Origin of the sequence: Saccharothrix xinjiangensis (genome assembly GCF_039527585.1) — a bacterium.
Taxonomy (GTDB): Bacteria; Actinomycetota; Actinomycetes; order Mycobacteriales; family Pseudonocardiaceae; genus Actinosynnema; species Actinosynnema xinjiangensis.
Window position 1 is genome coordinate 169,052 of record NZ_BAAAKE010000001.1, and the last position, 18,254, is coordinate 187,305.

An 18,254-nucleotide genomic window follows, 5' to 3' on the forward strand; every position below is an offset into this window, starting at 1 on the left:
AGGTACTCGCTCACGCCGCCGCCTCCCCGGTGCCGTCCGGCCGAGTCGGGAAGTCGTGCACGGTCGCATCCGCCAGGAAGACACCCAGCTCCACCAGGTCCGCGTCCGTCACGTGGAAGGCCCGAGCCCGCTCCGGCTCCCGCTGCCCGTCCTGCTTCACCCAGGCGACGCCAGGGGTGTTCTCGCTGATCTCGTGGGCCGCCGCGCCGCGCTGCCGGACACCGTCCCCCAGCACCATGTCGACCTGTTGCGGCTCGTCCAGCCGCAGGGCGACGCGGGTGGTGAACAGGTGCCGGAAGCCGACGACCTCCTTGCGCGGGTCCTGGACCAGGCCGACGACGGCATAGCCCGGTGCCCGCCCCTGGGAGGTGATCGTTTGAATGGCCCGCGCCGCCCGCTCCCGAAGCTGCTTGTCCGGCTGGTAGGCGATCAGATCGGCCAGCTCATCGACCACCAGGACGGTGAACGGCTCCCCGGTCGAGCGCGCCCACAGCCGCCGGATGCCCCGGTACCGGGTAGCGCGTTCCTTGACCTCAGCGGCCATTTCCTCAAGCAGCGCAACAGCTTCCGGCCCGTTGTCGTACACCACGCGATCGAAGGCGTCCGGACACTGCCCCAGCTCCATCCCACCCTTGGGGTCAATTCCGATCAGGCGAACCAGTCCGGCGCGGATGGCCGAAGCGAGCTGCCACACCAGCGACCACAACACCGAACCCTTGCCCGCCCCAGGCACACCGACCACGAGCACCTGAGACCCCAACAGCCGCAACCGCCACGGCCTACCGGTCTCCGTCCGCCCGACGACCACCCGCTTGAGATCAACCTCAGCGTCAACCAGCACAGGGACCGGCAGCGGGTGGTTGAGCGGGTCACGGTGGACGAAGTCCAGTTCGAGCACCCGAGGCTTGAGGACCCGCACCCGGCAGGACTGAGCGTTGAACGAGTGCGCCAAGCCGTCCCGCCGCAGCTCCCAGGCTTCCGGCGACTGGGCAGGGATCATCCGCACCCGAACCCGATCCCTCCACCCCTCCGAGCGCACCCGCCGTAGTCGAGGCCGGTACTCACATCCTCGCTCCCGCTTTGCCAGATCCGCCAACCGCATGACCGACCGCCACCGGGGCACGTAGACGGTTGCCCGCCGCCACTCGGTGACCAGCCGGTACCAGCAATGCCGCATAAACGACGCCCGGTCGTACCCGAACCACAGCAACAGCGCCGCAACCAGCGACAACAACGCCAAGACCAGTGGCGAGAGCCCGAAGCGCCACCAGCACCAGGCCGCCGAACCCGGCACCAACACGACCACCGGATAGCGGACGACAACGAGCACCAAGCGCACGACACCGACCACCACGAGCCACACCAGCGCCACCAACACAGCCAGCCACTTCGCCTTACCCGGCACCAACGCCCACCACGGCAGACGAGGCCGAGCACCCTCGAACGGTGCCGGGTCGACCCACTTGCTGCCGCCGCTCATCGCACACGCCCCACGGGGGCGAAGATCAGCGGCAGCCACCCCAGGCACGCGCAACAAACAAGCTGGTTGGGCGCGTAAATGCCGAACCTCTTACAGGTCCCGCAGGGACGACCATTGGTCAGCTTCCACACATTCGGGGTAACCGCGCGGCTTGACGCACGTCCCCTGTCAACAGATACGCTCGACATGACCGAACCTCTTGGGCTGAGATATGGAACGGTCACGTGAGTCGCCGCGAAACGGTCCCAGGCCCACCAAGACTGCAGGACTGTTTCCGGCGACTCACGCCACCAGCGACAAGGAATACCTCAGTTCTCGGAGCCGTTCCGCCGACCCGCCTCATCGGCAAGGCGCACGATCAGCTCCCGCGACTGCTCCGCGTTCAACGCGTTGTCCAACAGCAGCTTCGCCACCTTCTCGTACTCCCCGATCTCCCGAGGATCGTCAAGGAACACGCTGCACGTCATGACACCGATGTGGACGACCGAACGGAATTCCGGCGACCGCATCAGCGTAAACGGATAGTCCTCCCAGAACCCGGCCTGGGCATCACAGGCGATCACGCGCACGTCGACCTTCCCGGTGTCGCCCAACCAGACCAGGTTCATCAACTGACCCCAGGCAACCTCCGGGTCCGGCCCCAGGTGCCGCAACACCAGCTCCCGCACCACGAACGTGCACCTGACCGGCAGCCGCGCACCCAACACACCCTGGCGCTTGCCGCGAGCAGCCACGTACCGCTCGACCTCTCCCGCCGCCTGCACGTCATAGCTGAAGACCTGCCGCATGTGGTCCTCTGACTGCACCAGATCCGGGATCGACGCCACCTCGTAGCAGAACAGCTCGTGCGCCGCCGCCTCGTGATCGAGCAACACCGAAACCTCATCCACACCACCCGGACCGTGCTCCCACACCAGAATCCCGTCATCGGTCTCCCGGTACAGACCCATCACCCGGTCAAAGGTCCCTAGGTCCACCTGGTAGAAACCCAACAACCGGGCGACATTTCGCGCGTCGGTCCGCCGGGTCCCCAACTCCAACTTCGACAACCAGCCCGGAGAAACACCCAACCTCTCCACCAGGGCACCAAACTTCATCGGCGACTCACGCCGCGCCGCCCGCAACTCCGCACCCAGCGCCCGACTGCGCACAGTCGAACCCAAGCGCACATAATCACCATCAGCCACAACGAATCCCCACCTCATCCGGACACACCTCTCCCGTGCCCGGAAAGCGAAAAGAACGACCGCGCCCTATGCGCAAGAATCAACGACCTCGAACAGATCCGCGAACGTCATCGGAGCCAACACCGTCAACGCACCACCGATGAACGCCGGACCGGGCTGAAGAGAACCAGCTCGCACCCGCATCACCGTCGACCGGTTGACGCCCATCGCCTGCGCCAACGAGAAGTCCGACCGGAACCCCGCCAACCTCACAGCCTTATCGAACGGCTCACCACGGAGCCGAACCGAGTACCGGGACGGATCGCGACGGACAGCGGAGCGCCGAGCAGACGCCTTCGACCCCTGCCCGCTCACCCGCCCTCACCGTCCCCCGACGACTCCAGCGCAAGAGCACGAGCGATCTCCTCACCCTTCTCCCGCTCCCTGTTCGCCCAGTACAGCGCCTCGTGGTGATGCCCCCGGTCAACCTCCGCCACCCGCTCGTACACCTGAGCCGACCGCAGGTAGAACACCTGCCACCGCGACAGCGCCGCATCGGGCGCAGGCATCAACGCCCCCAACGCCTCGTGCGCGTCCTTCAACGTCATCGCGGCCTGGGCCACCACCCACAGGTCAGACCGCTTCGGTTGCGCCATCACGCACCCCCTGTCCCAGACGAGGCGTCCAGCGCGGCCTGTCCCTCCGCCAATGCCTGCGTCAACCGCGGCAACGCCTCACGGTCAACCACCAGCACCGCCGGAAAGGCGTTGCCGAGCCGCAGCTCAACGCGCCCGGCGAAAGCCAGCGACTGAACCCGGATGGGCAGGTCAGCGGTCACGTTCAGACGGACGAGGTCTGCCACCGGTTCACGCTGCCTTGGCCGACTTGGCGATCACCGAGGCCATGCCCGACGCCCGCAGGCTGTACCCGAGCTTGGCCCGACACCGATGCCGCTCACCCCCATGAGCACCCCGGCACGCCTTGTCGTCGATCCACGGCGTCACCGTCAACCGCTCGAACACCACCGGCCGCACATCGGTCCCCGGAATCGCCTCCGGCGGCACCGGCTGGTGCGGAGCGGCGATCTTCACCGTCACCACCGCATCGGACTTCCGCTCCGCCGCCTGGTCGATCACCAGGACCGACCACACCAACAACCCGGACTCCTTGTCCGTCTCCTGCTGCGGCGGCAACCCCTTCGCCCGCTCCTCCGCCGACTGGAACCGCAACACCGGCTCCACCCCCATCACCAACGCCCCACGCGGGAAGACGAAGTCATGAGTCACCGGGAGCCTGCTCCCACCCGTGATAGCCACAGCCGCTCTCCTGTAGTCACTGCCGGCTGGACCGACTGTCCAGCACCTCGACACCAACCACTTTCGGCGGAAACCAGGGACGTCAGCACCGCATGGCGGGACATCTGAAGACGTCCTGCTACCTTCAAGACGTCCCAAGCCGTTCCACGGGGGTGCTCATGCCGAACCAACGCCTACGAGATTCGTTGCTGCGCAACGGTTTCGACCTCAACGCGGTGGCCAAGGCCACCGGCGTGGACCCCAAGACGGTCGAACGCTGGATCAACCAGAACCGGACCCCGTACCCCCGGCACCGCCGAGCCATCGCGGCGATGGTCAGGGAGTCCGAGAGCTACCTCTGGCCGGACGCGCTCGCCCCGGACGCCAAGAAGGAGATCACCAAGTCAGAGGTCGTGCAGGTCTACCCGCACCGCCACTCGGTGCCGCAGGAGCTGTGGAGCCACCTCATCGCCCAGGCCCGGATGAACATCTCAGTCCTGGTCTACTCGGGCATCTTCCTCACCGACGACCCGACCCTGATCAAGACCCTGCGCGCCAAGGCCGAGGCAGGCGTCAAGATCCGCCTGCTCCTGGGCGACCCGGCCAGCCGCGAAGTAGCCCGCCGCAGCGAGGAAGAGGGCATCGGCCGAGGCACCCTGGCCGCCAAGGTCCGCAACGCGCACGCGTTCTTCAAGCCCCTGGCAGACACCGACCACGCCGAGATCAGGTGCCACCGCACCACGCTCTACAACTCGATCTACCGCTTCGACGACGAGATGCTGGTCAACACCCACGTCCACGGCTTCATGGCAGCTCACGCCCCGGTCCTGCACCTGCGCCGCCTCTCAGGGGGCGACCTCTTCGAGACCTACGCGGAGAGCTTCCAAGGCGTCTGGGACGACGCGAAGCCACCCAAGTGGTAGGCAAGAGGCCATGGCGCGCACAGACCACTACAACGACCCGAACGCCCCCAAGGCGACCAACATCGTCGTCGCGGTAACCGCGTTCGTCCAGGACGACCAAGGCCGCCTACTGATGATCAGGCGCACCGACAACGACCTCTACTCCATCCCCGGCGGAGCCCAAGACGTAGGCGAGACGATCGGCCACACCGTCATCCGCGAGGTTAAAGAGGAAACCGGCATCGACGTCGAGCCAACCGACATCATCGGCGTCTACTCCGACCCGGCCCACGTCATCTCCTACACCGACGGCGAGGTCCGCCAAGAGTTCTCCATCTGCTTCCGCGCTCGCCTGGTCGGCGGCGAACTGCGCACAAGCAACGAGTCCAGCGAAGTCCACTGGGTAGCCCGCGAAGACCTGGAATCCCTCAACATCCACCCGTCGATCCGCCTCCGCATCGACCACGGCTTCGCCAACCGCACCACGCCCTACTTCGCCAAGTGACCCAGCCCCGCCACTCTCAACCGCTCTTCCGTCCGCTCTACCGCAGCCACCAATTCGGACTTTGCCTCTGATATGAAGGCCGTTACAAGGTCGGTTGGCCCATACCGTTCTTGGATTTCCCTGATCCGACTGGCGACATTTGTAGGATAGCCATCCGGAGTGGTTGTCATATCTGCCCACCAGAGCGCATCACGGACGTCCGTATCCTCGTCCTCCCAGACAGCCAACTCCGTTGTGAGCTGGCGAAGCTTGGCCTCTTTATACGCACACGAGTGATGGGCCACGAGTGCGCAAATTCGCTCCGGACACCCCAGTGACTGTAGATACAGCGCACCGTCCAAAGGGTGGAAACCGCTATTTACAAGCCCAGGGGAGTAGCCTACATCGTGCAGCATTGCAGCCGCCACCAGAACCTCACCGTCCTCAGATGAAAAGAGAGACCTACTCAATCCAGCCCTTTTCGCCACGCCCTGCACATGGACCCAACGACGAGGCAGGGAGTTTCTGAGGCAGCGCTCCGCAACACCATACGCGAAGTCAAAAGCATTTACACCACCTTTCCACGTCATCGAGCTACACCGCCATTGACATTGAAAACATTCGACTTACCCAATCGCAAAGCAACAGATCCCGCACCTCCAGAAGGTGCAATCAAAGTCTGTACTGCCATCTTCAAAATGGGAGGCAAGCCCATTAGCCATCCTACCGATCCGGGCATCGCTAGTGCGACACCTAGAAAACCAACATCCATAGCCTTCATCCGAGCACGACTCAATCTTGCAGCCAGCGTGCGTTCCGCTCGGACAGAGGCTTTGAGACCCTCCACTAGGTGAACGACAGACTCTCTCAACAAATCCTGGACTTCGTTAAGGTTTGACTCAGTTGGCACGCTTTTTCCTGCGACCAGACTCGACAGCTCCGTACGCCATGCAGCAAAGCTTTCCTCCTGCCTCCGGATTGAACAAATTTCCGAAAGGCTCATGTCGTCCCAGTCAGGAACAGTAAAACCGTCTAGAGATCTGAGCAACAAAGCGTCCCGGAGTTCTCTGTTCAACAGCGTGGCCTGCTTGACTTTATTGACAAGCAGCGCCATGTCGGAGTCAGCAGCAGGCGTGAAGCGGGCCTGAGCGGAGTGGCCGATAGCCAGCGTCCTATTGAAGTATAGCGAGGGAGATTCCGCCCTGGCCTTAGCAGCGTCCTGCGGATGCCACCCGGCACCTGGAGTCAGCTCGCCACCCCGAAGAAAATCCGCAACAGCCGGAAAACTTTCCCATCTACGATCGAGAATGTGATGAAAATCGAGGTCGAGCACATCCTTCCGAACCTGCGTCCAGATACTTTCCTCTTTAGCCTTCCAGTAACGCAAGTGAGGGACGGGAATCATCCAGCCATCGCGAATGGGGGCCTCGTACCGCAAAAGCACGTCTAAGGCGCGCTTCAATTTAACGACATTTTCCCCGCGTTCCACCGTCCAAAATGATCCCTCGTTAATGGAATTTGGAGGGGCGTGAGTTATTCGCAATAGAGGATTATTTGTTCTGTACTCACCCGGAACGCGAAACGTTCCACGCCTTCTAAATATCCATTCATCCAGAGGGCAATGAATCACTATCTCATCCGCATACAAAAGAGCACTTCGCACGAACGGAACTCCCGGAGCGCCTGGCTGGACCACCGCAGCCCCGCCTGCATACGCACGAAATTTAGATTCAACAGTAGATCTAATCGTCCAGTTCTCATAGAAATAATCGACCTGATGTGCGAGTTCCAAGAGCCGATTCTCAGGCAACGCCTCGACGTCAGCGGCCTGCCAGTTGGAGCCGAAGAAGCCGTCCAGCACGTCGAGGACCGATGTACCTATAGACGCAGACATGTAGAGATTATGCACGCCAGCTGCCGAATTAAGCTCTATGAGATCAAGGCGCGCCGCCTGCGGCAGCGCGTGGCAGGCCGGGGGCACGGTGGCACCGACTCCCCGCATCACGGCACGCCGGGCTCCCGCTCCGCTCCGCCCGGCGACCGTGCGCGGAGTCGGTGCACGTGGTCCGGAGGCGGCGCGCAGGACGACGCCTGATGCGGTGTGTCCGGGCGACGACGTCTGGGGAACGGGGCTGAGGCCGAGGCTTCCGAGCCTTGCCGCACGGGGCGATCGCGCGGTCAACCAGCTACGGTGGCTGGGCACGGCGATCGACTGCCGCGACGGCTGCGCCGTCTTGCCATCGGATCATGGGCGGGCCGCCCAGGGGGCAGCGCGCGAAACGCGAAGCCATCGCGAAACGGCCACGCGATCGCGGGCGACGGGACGCCGCTCCAGCGCAGGTCAGCAGGCACGAGCCGCCACCTGCCCCACGCGCCTTCCTAAACCGTGTGTCGCAGGTTCGAATCCTGCCGGGGGCACTCACCTTTCGCCGGGTGAATCAGGCCCTGAGCTGCGTCTTCGCGCTCGGGGCCTGATCTTTTCGGTCAGTCGGGAGCACGTCGACCGACCGGGCACCGGCGTTCCCAGTCCTGTTCCGGCGGGTGCAAGCCACCCTCACAACGTCCCCGACCTGGTGGCCCGCGAAGCCCTCCAAGCCCTCACCATCCATCCACCGCTCGATCCGCCCCCGCATCGACCACGGCTTCCAGAACCGCATCACGCCCTACTTCGCCGAGTAACCCAGCCGCCCGCGACCTCGCAACTACAACGAAGCGGCAGCGCCTGCCGAATCCAGATCCAGCTCTGCGGGAGAGGGACACGCCGCCTGGGCGCAACGGAGCGTGAGGCTGAGGAATTCCGCGGCTCGACGGTCGGGGCGCTCGGGCAGGTCGCCACTCAGGCTCCAGGGCACCGACCGTCAGGCCGCCTCGCTCCGGACGTCGGTCACGTCCACGAGCTCCCCAGCCCCCAGACCAGCGTGTCCCCTGAGGAGCCAAAGGATTCCGGTGCTGTCAAACGGATTCGGCACGTTCAACCCGGAAGTGGCGCGCAGCAGCAACGCCCAATGCGCTGCGTCAGGACAACGCTGCCTGGACGCAACGCAGTCACCGCCGCGAAGTCCCGAGGGGAACCCGCCGCAGCGCTTCACGCCGCCGCACGGCCGGCAGCCACGGGCGGGACGGGCCCGCCCGTGGCTGCGGCTTCTAGCCCTCGTGCCCGCTGACCACGTCGACGACCCAGACGACGCCGAAGCGGTCGCGCAGCATTCCGTAGGCGGGAGCCCACCCCGTCGGGCCCATCGGCACCACGACGGTCGCCCCGGCGGAGAGCCCCTCCCAGTAACCCATGACCTCCTCGACGGTCTCGCCGCGCAGGGAGACGAAGAACGGGTTCTCGCCCTGGTCGTAGCCCATCCGCGCGGGCACGTCGTAGGCCATGACGTGGAAGCCGTTCTCGGCCAGCACCTGGCCCCACATCACCTGGTCGGGCTCTTCCTGGGTGTTACCGGCGTCCCGGTACGTGACGACGGCGAGGTGGCCGCCGAACGCGGACTGGTAGAACTCCAGCGCCGCGCGCGCGTCGCCCCGGAAGTTCAGGTGGGTCGTGGTCGTGACGGACAAGGTCGCTCCCTGCTCGGACTCGGTGTCTGGCTCCGGGCAACGGTCGCAGGGGAAGTGGCCAGGGTGTGTCCTCTTCTTTGGGCAGGATGGGTTCCATGCCGAAGACCTCAGCCCGTCTGCTGGCGCTGCTGTCCCTGTTGCAGGCGCGTCGGGACTGGTCGGGGGAGTTGTTGGCCTCGCGGCTGGACGTCAGTCCGCGCACGGTGCGCCGCGACGTCGACCGCCTGCGCGAGCTCGGCTACCCCATCGTGACCACCAAGGGCCCTGACGGGGGTTACCGGCTCGGCTCGGGCGCGCGGTTGCCGCCGCTGCTGTTCGACGACGAGCAGGCCGTCGCCCTGGCCGTGGGGCTCCACCTCGCCGCCACCGGCGGCGTCGGGGTCGAGGAGGCCGCGGCGCGGGCGTTGAACACCGTTCGGCAGGTCATGCCCTCGCGGTTGCGCCACCGCGTCGACACCCTCCGGGTCACGGCCGTCGAGCGGTCCGCGGCGCCGCGGGTCGACAGCGGCGTGCTGGTGGCGGTCAGCGGCGCCGTCCACGCCCGCGAGGTGCTGCGCTTCGACTACGCGTCCCCGCCGGGTCACGACGCGCGGCCACCGCGCCGGGTCGAGCCCCACCACCTGGTCACCCGGGCCGGCCGCTGGTACCTCGTGGCCTGGGACCTCGACCGCGCCGACTGGCGCACCTTCCGCGTCGACCGGATCACGCCGCGCGTGCCCACGGGTCCCCGCTTCACGCGGCGCGACCTGCCCGGCGGCGACGTGGCCGCCTTCGTCGCCGACCGGTTCTCCGGCGGCTCCGGCGGCTGGCCCTGCCGCGGCGAGGTGGTCCTCCACCTGCCCGCCGCCGAGGTGTCGCCGTTCGCCGGGGACGGGGTCGTCGAGGAGCTCGGCCCGGACCGCTGCCGGCTCACCCTGGGCTCGTGGTCGTGGCCCGCCCTGGCCGCCGCCGTCGGCAGGTTCGACGCCGACGTCGAGGTGGTCGGGCCGACCGGGCTCAGGGACGCCTTCGCGCGCCTGGCCCGCCGCTTCGCCGAGGCGGCGGACGGGTCCGGCGAAGGCGCCTGAGCCGGGTTCCCCCGGGGCGGGCCGCCTCGTCCGTGGGGAGCAGCCGGGCCCGCTGAGCAGGCACGACGGGGCTCGTGGTCACTCCTCGGCCGACTGCGCGTCGACCCAGGTGGTCAGCGCGTCGGTCCACCGCGCGACGGGTGTGGCGCACGCGGGTTCGGCGCCGGGTGCGCACGTTTCGTTGTTCCACGCCAGGAAGGCGAGCACCAGCACGGTCGTCAGCACCCAGCCGCGCGCGCGTCGACCCGCCGACAGCAGCGGCACGCCCCGGCGCACCGCCTCCTCCGCCCCGTCGCCGAGGGCCATCACCAGTGAGCCGTAGGCGTGGGTCAGCTCCGGTGGGACGCGCCCCGCCCTGCGGAAGCACCGGGCCACCGCGAGGTCCGGCAGCAGGAGCACCACGCGCGCCACCCCGACGAGGCCGAGCGCCGGGCGGACCAGGGCGACGGCCATCCACGGCAGCAGGCGCTTGGCGAGGAGGCGCAGCACCAGGTAGGCCACGACGGACACCAGGGCCAGCTCGACGGCGCCCCGCAACCACAGCGGCATCCCGGTGTGCTCCAGCGCGCGGTCCAGCAGGAGCACCGGGCCGCCGAACACGGGCAACTCCGCGAGCGGTGTCATGGCTCCTCCCGGTCCTCCTCGTCGGCCCGCTCCGCCTCCGCGGGCAACTCCTTCCGACCGCCCTGGATGCCGCTCACGATCGCGTTGCCCGCGTTGGCCATGATCTTGCCGACGTCCCTGCGGTTGACCAGGTTCGCGTCGAGCAGCCGGTCGAGCATCTCCTTCGCCGCGCCGAACTCCAGCTGCTTCTGCTTCATCATCAGCTCGATGACGGCGTTGGCGTCCTCGCCGTGCCCGGCGAGCATCAGCGCCAGCACGTTCTGGTCGTCCTCGCGCAGCGCCTTGGCGTAGACGTTCATCCGCTTGCGCTTGAGCATCAGCTCGTGCTCGACCTTCTCCTGTTCGAGCTCCTGCTGACGGCGGGCGCGCTCGCGCTCCAGCTCGTGCTTCTCGTGCTCGCGCAGGCCGATGGTGCGGTCGGCGATGTGCGCCTTGGTCCCCTCGTCGAGGGCCAGCACGACCCGGCAGCTCTTGATCACCACGGCGTCGGAGAGGTTCAGCACCCGGTCGCCGTAGTCGAGGTTGATCTGCCGCTCGGCGGCGGCGGACTCCTCGACGCCGAACCCCCTGGTGTGCTCGCGCAGCCGCTCCTCCAGGAACAGCTCCACGGACCTGCCGGGGTCCTCCAGCTGCGCCCGCACGGCGGCGACCGGGTCGGCGACCTGCCAGGTGCTGCGCACGCTCGCCGAGAAGCTGAACGCCTCCTCCCGCGACGGCAGGGCGAGGGAGAAGGTCCGCTCGTGCGGTGTGACGTCCACCGTGTACATCTCCCGGGGAGTCCTGAGCCACAGCTCGCCCATGGTCATCCGGCCCGCGCCGAGCTCGTACTCACCCCGCTTGTTCAGGTAGACGACCGCGGTATGCCCGGACGTCGCGGGGTTGGCCTTGCGCAGGCCGGCCCGGTCGACTTCCTGCTGCTGCACGACCTTCACGTCACTCTCCTCTCTCGTCGAAGTACCGCAGCACGGCCCGCACGGCCTTGGCGGGACCGTCGCGCTCGTCGCCCCACGCCTCCAGGTAGTAGCGGATGCTGTCCAGCTCGTCGGACTCGGCGCCGATGTCGAGCAGCAGCCGGGCGAGCGGCTCGCGCAGCGCGGGTTCCTTGTTCGCGCGCCTGGTCCACTCGCGCAGCACGTGGTAGCCGCGCCCCATGAACCGGGCCATCTGGAGCAGCCGCGAGAACAGCAGCACGACCTGTCGCCGCTGCGCCGGGACGTGCTCCGCCTGCCAGATCAGGGCGGGCCACGGCTCGACGCTCTCGTCGAGCCGCACGGTGACCCGGAACGCCATGGTCACCAGCGCCAGCACCGCCGTCTCGCGGCGCTTGGGGTGCTCGTCGTCGTCGCTCCACCGCACCAGCGCGGCGAGCACCTGACCGGGGTCGTCGACCCGGCAGAACAGCTCGGTCACGCTCTCGCCGATGGCCAGGGCGATGTCCCAGTCGGCGTGCCGCGCCGCGTACCGGAGCAGCCGCAGGCAGGCCGCCGGGCTCATCGCCTCGGTGGAACCCAGGGCCCGCGCGGCGGTCGTGCGCAGTTCGAGGCTGTTGCCGTGGCTGATCCAGCCCTTCAACATCCGGTACACGACGTGGTCGAGCTCCGACTGGCTGCCGGGGATGCGCAGCGCGGCCACCGCCGCCCACCGCTCGTTCTCGTCGCCGGACACGGCCCACGGCCTGACGATCAGCTCGTAGACCGCCGGGAAGTCCTGGAGGCTGAGCAGGCCGGCGGCCATGCCCGCGCGGATGCGGACCTGCTCGCCCGGGATGGAGCCGAGGTCGAGCAGCCAGTCGCGGACGAGCCGGTTCGCCTGGTCGTACTGGGCGCACACGTGGCGCAGCACCCGGTACGGGAACGAGTTGTCCTCGAAGCGGACGCGCAGCACCGGCACCTTGCCGAAGGTCAGCTCCTGAGTGTCGGGCACCAGCTTCGCCCGCGCCTCGCGGACCCGCTGCTCCAACGGCACCTTGAACACCTCGCGGGCGCGGTCGGCGCGGCGGGGCAGCTCCACCTGCCGGATCCGGTCCGCGAGCATCTCGGCGGCCGCCGACACGAGCTGCACGGACTCGTCGTTGAACACGGCCGGCGCGATCACGAACGCCAGCAGGTCGGTGTCGGTCTGCCGGTCGAACCACTCGACGAAGTTCGCCTCGCCCGCGCGCGAGCACCGCTCCGCCAGCTGCTCCACGGCGACCGTGCCGTCGGCCACCTCGCGCAGGAGGCCGGCGAGCTCGGCCACCTCGCCGCACGGGGTGTCGTCGGTGAACTGCTCGACGACACCGCGCACCTCGTCGTGCTCGAACAGCGCGTCGTCGACGTCGGCCAGGTGCCTGCGCAGCACCTCCGCGGGCGTCACCGAGCCGAGGTCGTCGACCACGTGGTGGACGAGGTCGACGAGGTCCAGCGGGGTCGACTCGTCGAGGATCACGACCAGCCGGCAGCCCTTGCTCTCCAGCAGGGCGCCGATGCGCTCGGCCTGGTAGGACCGCAGCGCCCGCGCCTGCTCGGCCTCCGGGGAGTCCAGCAGGTAGCCGTGGTTGTCCTCCAGGTCGTCCTCGCGGAGGGTCTTGACGTTGACGTCCGGGTCCAGCTTGCGCACGCCCGCCCGGCACAGCTGGTCGAGCAGCCTCAGCGCGGTGGTGGTGCGCCCGCTGCCGCGGCGGGTGCGGATCAGCACCAGCCGCAGTTCCTCCAGGCGCCGCTTGGTCTCCTGGTACCGGCTGGGCTCCACGTACGACTCGCGGATCCGGTCGAGCACCGCGCGGGACACGGGCCCGCTGCGGACCACGACGCCGAGGTGCCCGGAGGACGCGCCGCGGTCGCGGTCTCCGAGGTGCCCGACGCTCGCGTCGCCCATGAACACGTTGGCCGTGCCGCCGCCGACGAGGGCCTGCATGGCGACGTCCATCGCGATGTTCCGCGTCCACCACCGGTTGGCCAGGTCGGGGTCGCTCGCCTTCTGGTGGGCGTCGTCGGACTGCTCCTCCTCCACCCGCTCGGCGCTCGGCTCCGAGGCCTCCGGCGGCGCGTCCTCCGAGGGCTCCTGCTCAGCCATGGCGATCTCCCAGGTGCTCGATGCGCGCGTGGTCGCCGACCGTGGTGATGCGGACCTGACCGGGGCCCCGGTCCCGGGCGGCCGGGGCGGGCGGGGCCGGGGGCTTGTCGTAGCCGGGGACCCGGACCCACACCGCCGCGCCGCCCGGGAGGGGCAGCCCGCGGTAGCGCTCCCTCCTCGCGTCGAGCCGGACCACCTCGTCGTACAGCCGCTGCGAGACCGCGACGGCGCAGTCCGCGCCGTCCGCCACCGCCAGCAGCGCCCGCACGGCGTGCGCGTCCACCGCGTCGACGGCGGTGGACACGTCGACGCAGGACCAGTCGTCCCCGCCCGGCACGACGCCGCGGTGCGCCCCGATGAGCAGCGGCTGCCCGGTGCGCTCGCCCCAGGCGGACTCGATCGCGGGCACCAACCGCTCCAGCACCCGCCCGGGTGAGGCGGCGCCGTGCGCGACCGTCGCCACCAGCAGGCCGCGCTCGGACCTGCGGTTGTCGATCGCGATCCCGGCGTCCGCCGCCGCCCGGTCCAGGACGGCGTCGAGGTCGGCCGGCCCGTCCGCGCGGAGCGCGAGCACGGTGGCGCGGACCTCCCGGGTGTCCGGGGCGCCGCCCAGCTTGGTCATCAGGTGGCCGACGACGTCGGCCGGGGAGCTCCTGCGGGCGTCGAGGTAGCCGATCGAGGCCCGCAGGCCGGGCAGGTCGGTGTCGTCGAACCTCACGGGCAGCACGTAGTCCTCGCGGCTGCGCAGGACGCGGTCGAGCGCGTAGTCGGCGGACGTGAACACGACGCAGTACCTGGACACTCGGTTGCAGACCTCGTCGAAGTGGGCCACAAGGTCCTTGCCCCAGAGGCTCGCGGTCTCGTAGTCACGGCCGCCCCGACGACCGGGGCGGAGGCGCTGCCGGCAGGTCAGGGCGGGCGGGCCGGGGGCGGGCGACCGGTGGCCGCGCCACCGCGAGTCGGTTCCGGGAACCGGTTCCGGGTCGACCGGCCGAGGGAGGGGTGCCGCGGAGGTGGAAAGGGGGACTGCCCACTTCTTTCCACCTCAACGTATAGCACGAGGGGGGCCTTGCGGCAAGGCCCCGGTGGTGGCGCAGAATTCCGGCCTCAGGCCAAGAGCGGTGAAAACGGGGGAACGCGGAATGCGCGTGGTGTTGTCGACCTACGGGTCGCGCGGCGACGTCGAGCCGCTGGTGGGGCTCGCCGTGCACCTGCGGCTGCTCGGCGCGGGGGTGCGGGTGTGCGCGCCGCCGGACGAGGACTTCGCGCGGCGGCTGGCCGACGTCGACGTGCCGCTGGTGCCCGTCGGCCCGTCGGCGCGGGCGCTGACGCTCGCGGCGCCGTCGCCCGCGGACCTGCCCCGGCGGGCGGCCGACCTGATCGCGGGCCAGCTCGGCCCGGTCGCGGAGGCCGCCGAGGGGTGCGACGTGCTGGTGGCGACGGGCATGATGCCCGCCGCGGCCGGCGCGCTGTCGGTGGCCGAGAAGCTGGGCGTCCGCTCCGTGTCCGTCACCTTCCAGCAGCTCACGCTGCCGTCGCCGCACCGGCCGCCGCTGGCGTACGCGGGCCGGCCGCTGCCGCCGGGGGTGACCGACAACCGGGTGCTGTGGGACCTGGACGCCGGGCACGTCAACGCGCTGTTCGGCGAGGCCCTCAACACCAACCGGGCGTCGATCGGCCTGCCGCCGGTGGCCGACGTGCGGGACTACGTCGTCGGCGCCCGGCCGTGGCTGGCCACCGACCCGGTCCTGGACCCGTGGCGCGGGTCGCCGGAGCTCGACGTCGTGCAGACCGGCCCGTGGCTCCTCGCGGACGAGCGGCCGCTGCCGGACGACCTGGCGGCGTTCCTGGACGGCGGCGAGCCGCCCGTGTGCGTGGGGTTCGGCAGCATGCCCCTGCACGCGGCGGAGGACCCCGCCCGGGTGGCCGTCGAGGCGGTCCGGGCGCGGGGCCGCCGGGTGGTCGTCCTGCGCGGCTGGGCCGGCCTGGGCCCGGTCGACGACCGGGACGACTGCCTCACCGTCGGCGAGGTCAACCACCAGGCGCTGTTCCGCCGGGTGGCCGCGGTCGTGCACCACGGCGGCGCGGGCACCACGACGACGGCCGCCCGCGCCGGCGCGCCCCAGGTGGTGGTGCCCCAGGCGGCGGACCAGCCGTACTGGGCCGGCCGGGTGGCCGGGCTGGGCGTCGGCGTGGCGCACGACGGCCCGACGCCGACCACCGCGTCCCTGTCGGCCGCGCTCGCGGAGGCCTTGGCCCCGGCGGTCCGCGAGCGGGCGACCGCCGTGGCGGGCGCGGTCCGCGCCGACGGGGCGGCGGTGGCCGCGGCGCTGCTGCTCGACGAGGCCGGCCGGGGCAGGGCCGCGTGAACCACCCATCGGATCGAACACCCGCACGGCGCAGTGAGGAACACGTGTCAACTCAGCGGTACGAAGAAGAACTGTCGTCCGAACGCGACTACGTGGCCGGGCTCTACGCGCGGCTGGACGCCGAGCGCGCCCGGGTGAAGGGCGGGTACGACGCGGCGCTGCGGGGCACCGGCGGGACCCACCTGGAGCGGGACGACGAGGTGCGCGCGCTGGCCAAGGAGGCCAAGCGGCTGGCCGTGGCGGACAACGGGCTGTGCTTCGGCCGGTTGGACAGCGCGTCCGGCGAGTGCTCGTACATCGGCCGCATCGGCCTGTTCGACGAGGGCGACGGGTACGAGCCGGTGCTGCTCGACTGGCGCGCGCCGGCGTCTCGCGCCTTCTACGTCGCCACCGCGGCGAACCCGGAGGGCATGCGCCGGCGCCGCCAGTTCCACGCGCGCGGGCGCCGGGTGGTCGACTTCACCGACGAGGTGCTCGGCCGCCCCGACGGGGACGGCGCCGGGCGGGGTGACGCGGCCCTGCTCGCGGCGGTCAACGCGCCGCGCGGCGAGGGCATGCGCGACATCGTGGCGACGATCCAGGCCGAGCAGGACGAGGTCATCCGGCTCGACCACCCGGGCGTGCTGGTGATCGAGGGCGGTCCGGGCACCGGGAAGACCGTGGTGGCGCTGCACCGCGTCGCGTACCTGCTCTACACGCAGCGGGAGCGGATGGAGCGCCACGGCGTGCTCGTGGTCGGCCCCAACCCGGCGTTCCTGAACCACATCGGCCGCGTCCTGCCGTCGCTGGGCGAGTCCGACGTGGTCTTCACGACCCCCGGCGGCCTCGTGCCCGGCCTGCGCGCCACCGCCGAGGACGCGCCCGCGGCCGCGCGGCTGAAGGGCTCGCTGAAGGTCCTCGACGTGCTCGCGGCGGCGGTCGCCGACCGGCAGCGGCTGCCGGAGGACCCGCTGCCGATCGAGCTGAGGGACGTCGCGCTGCGGATCGACGCCGCGACCGCGGAGTGGGCCAGGGAGGAGGCGCGCGCGAGCGGGCTGCCGCACAACGAGGCCCGCGGGGTGTTCACCGAGATCATCACCTACGTGCTCACCGAGCGGGCGATCGCCCGGATCGGCCGGGGCTGGCTGACCAGGGACGACCGCGACGCGTGGGAGCAGCTGCGGGCGGACCTGGTCAAGGAGCTGGCCGAGGACGAGGCGTTCACCGCCGCGCTCGACCTGCTCTGGCCGGTGCTGACGCCGGAGGCGCTGCTGTCGTCGCTCTACTCGTCCGCCGAGCGGCTGCGGGCGGCGGGCGGCGACCCGGCGCTGTGGCGCGCCGACGGCGAGGCGTGGACGGTGTCGGACGTGCCGCTGCTCGACGAGCTGGTCGACCTGCTGGGCCGCGACAAGTCCGCGGACCGCGAGGCGGAGCGGGAGCGCCGGGCGGAGACCGCGTACGCGGCCGGCGTGCTGGACAACCTCGTCGGCCGCCAGGACTCGATGGACGACGAGGACCACCTGTTCGCCACGGACCTGCTCTACGCCGAGGACCTGGCGGACCGCTTCCTCGAACGCGACACCCGCGAGCTCGTCGAGCGCGCCGCCGCCGACCGCGACTGGACCTACCGGCACGTCGTGGTCGACGAGGCCCAGGAGCTGTCCGAGATGGACTGGCGGGTGCTGATGCGGCGCTGTCCGGGCCGGTCCTTCACGGTGGTCGGCGACCTCGCCCAGCGCCGGTCGCCCGCCGGGGCCCGGTCGTGGGGCGCGATGCTGGAGCCGTACGTGCCCGGCCGCTGGGTCTACCGGTCGCTGACGGTGAACTACCGCACCCCGGCGGAGATCATGGCCGTCGCCGCGGGCGTGCTCGCCGGGTTCGCCCCCGGCGTCCGGCCGCCGGAGTCGGTGCGCTCGTGCGGCGTGCGGCCGTGGTCCAGGCGGGTCGCCGACGACGAACTGGCCGCCGCGGTCGAGGAGTTCGTCCGGGACGAGGCCGGTCGCGAGGGCACCAGCGTCGTGATCGGCCCGCCGGACGTGCCGGGCGCGGTGCCGGCGTCGGAGACGAAAGGCCTGGAGTACGACGCCGTCCTGGTCGTGGAACCGGGTCGGATCCTCGCCGACGGCCCGCGCGGCGCGGCCGAGCTGTACGTCGCCCTCACCCGGGCCACCCAACGCCTCGGCGTCCTGCACCGGGAGCCGCTGCCGGGGTCCCTGGTCGGGCTCGTCGAGGTCGGGGAGGCCGCCCGGACCTGACGCCGGTGGGCGCGCGGG

The 18,254-nt window shown here is 70.0% G+C and carries 17 protein-coding genes; 5 read left to right on the plus strand and 12 right to left on the minus strand.

Annotation, left to right across the window (positions count from 1 at the left end):
- Positions 1–10: 10 nt before the first annotated feature.
- The 5 genes from ABD223_RS00805 to ABD223_RS00825 form a co-directional block, all read right to left on the minus strand.
- Positions 11–1,480, minus strand: coding sequence for an FtsK/SpoIIIE domain-containing protein (locus tag ABD223_RS00805; protein WP_344033822.1), 1,470 nt, complete (start codon positions 1,478–1,480; stop codon positions 11–13).
- Positions 1,481–1,788: 308 nt separating this feature from the next.
- Positions 1,789–2,667: a helix-turn-helix domain-containing protein gene (locus ABD223_RS00810; RefSeq protein WP_344033823.1), complete on the minus strand. Its 879-nt coding sequence runs from the start codon at positions 2,665–2,667 to the stop codon at positions 1,789–1,791.
- A gap of 350 nt (positions 2,668–3,017) precedes the next feature.
- The gene (locus tag ABD223_RS00815; RefSeq protein ID WP_344033824.1) at positions 3,018–3,302 is read right to left on the minus strand and encodes an AMED_5909 family protein; all 285 of its coding nucleotides are present in this window, start codon (positions 3,300–3,302) and stop codon (positions 3,018–3,020) included.
- Positions 3,302–3,508: a hypothetical protein gene (locus tag ABD223_RS00820; protein WP_344033825.1), complete on the minus strand. Its 207-nt coding sequence runs from the start codon at positions 3,506–3,508 to the stop codon at positions 3,302–3,304. The genes ABD223_RS00815 and ABD223_RS00820 overlap by 1 nt, the downstream gene beginning before the upstream one ends.
- A 4-nt stretch (positions 3,509–3,512) precedes the next feature.
- Complete coding sequence (locus ABD223_RS00825) at positions 3,513–3,932, minus strand: hypothetical protein (protein ID WP_344033826.1); 420 nt, start codon at positions 3,930–3,932, stop codon at positions 3,513–3,515.
- 188 nt (positions 3,933–4,120) lie between these two features.
- Between ABD223_RS00825 and ABD223_RS00830 the strand changes: the two genes are divergently transcribed.
- Positions 4,121–4,864, plus strand: coding sequence for a DUF5919 domain-containing protein (locus ABD223_RS00830; RefSeq protein ID WP_344033827.1), 744 nt, complete (start codon positions 4,121–4,123; stop codon positions 4,862–4,864).
- Between the two features lie 10 nt (positions 4,865–4,874).
- Positions 4,875–5,348: an NUDIX hydrolase gene (locus ABD223_RS00835; protein WP_344033828.1), complete on the plus strand. Its 474-nt coding sequence runs from the start codon at positions 4,875–4,877 to the stop codon at positions 5,346–5,348.
- Here the strand turns inward: ABD223_RS00835 and ABD223_RS00840 are convergent.
- The 3 genes from ABD223_RS00840 to ABD223_RS00850 form a co-directional block, all read right to left on the minus strand.
- On the minus strand, positions 5,333–5,917 hold the full coding sequence (locus ABD223_RS00840) for an HD domain-containing protein (protein ID WP_344033829.1): 585 nt from the start codon (positions 5,915–5,917) through the stop codon (positions 5,333–5,335). The two genes, ABD223_RS00835 and ABD223_RS00840, sit on opposite strands and share 16 nt — an antisense overlap.
- Complete coding sequence (locus tag ABD223_RS00845) at positions 5,914–7,332, minus strand: hypothetical protein (protein WP_344033830.1); 1,419 nt, start codon at positions 7,330–7,332, stop codon at positions 5,914–5,916. Before ABD223_RS00845 ends, ABD223_RS00840 begins: the two co-directional genes overlap by 4 nt.
- A 1,139-nt stretch (positions 7,333–8,471) precedes the next feature.
- Positions 8,472–8,888 (minus strand): VOC family protein, encoded by a 417-nt coding sequence (locus tag ABD223_RS00850; RefSeq protein ID WP_344033831.1) that lies wholly within the window; start codon positions 8,886–8,888, stop codon positions 8,472–8,474.
- A gap of 95 nt (positions 8,889–8,983) precedes the next feature.
- On the opposite strand from ABD223_RS00850, the gene ABD223_RS00855 reads away from it, so the two are divergent.
- On the plus strand, positions 8,984–9,955 hold the full coding sequence (locus ABD223_RS00855; RefSeq protein ID WP_344033832.1) for a helix-turn-helix transcriptional regulator: 972 nt from the start codon (positions 8,984–8,986) through the stop codon (positions 9,953–9,955).
- Between the two features lie 78 nt (positions 9,956–10,033).
- Here ABD223_RS00855 and ABD223_RS00860 read toward each other — a convergent pair whose 3' ends face one another.
- Genes ABD223_RS00860 through ABD223_RS00875 form a run of 4 tightly spaced genes read right to left on the minus strand, consistent with a single transcriptional unit; the run spans position 10,034 to position 14,435 of the window.
- Positions 10,034–10,579 carry a hypothetical protein gene (locus ABD223_RS00860; RefSeq protein ID WP_344033833.1) on the minus strand — a complete coding sequence of 182 codons (546 nt, stop codon included), beginning with the start codon at positions 10,577–10,579 and terminating at the stop codon, positions 10,034–10,036.
- The gene (locus tag ABD223_RS00865; RefSeq protein WP_344033834.1) at positions 10,576–11,511 is read right to left on the minus strand and encodes a hypothetical protein; all 936 of its coding nucleotides are present in this window, start codon (positions 11,509–11,511) and stop codon (positions 10,576–10,578) included. The genes ABD223_RS00860 and ABD223_RS00865 overlap by 4 nt, the downstream gene beginning before the upstream one ends.
- A 1-nt stretch (position 11,512) precedes the next feature.
- Positions 11,513–13,633 (minus strand): hypothetical protein, encoded by a 2,121-nt coding sequence (locus ABD223_RS00870; protein ID WP_344033835.1) that lies wholly within the window; start codon positions 13,631–13,633, stop codon positions 11,513–11,515.
- Complete coding sequence (locus tag ABD223_RS00875; RefSeq protein WP_344033836.1) at positions 13,626–14,435, minus strand: hypothetical protein; 810 nt, start codon at positions 14,433–14,435, stop codon at positions 13,626–13,628. The genes ABD223_RS00870 and ABD223_RS00875 overlap by 8 nt, the downstream gene beginning before the upstream one ends.
- Positions 14,436–14,775: 340 nt before the next feature.
- Here ABD223_RS00875 and ABD223_RS00880 point away from each other — a divergent pair, with 340 nt between their 5' ends.
- Both ABD223_RS00880 and helR read left to right on the plus strand, forming a co-directional pair.
- Entirely contained in the window at positions 14,776–16,002 is a 1,227-nt protein-coding gene (locus ABD223_RS00880; RefSeq protein ID WP_344033837.1) for a glycosyltransferase, read from the plus strand.
- Positions 16,003–16,046: 44 nt separating this feature from the next.
- Complete coding sequence (gene helR, locus ABD223_RS00885; RefSeq protein WP_344033838.1) at positions 16,047–18,236, plus strand: RNA polymerase recycling motor ATPase HelR; 2,190 nt, start codon at positions 16,047–16,049, stop codon at positions 18,234–18,236.
- Positions 18,237–18,254: the final 18 nt, after the last annotated feature.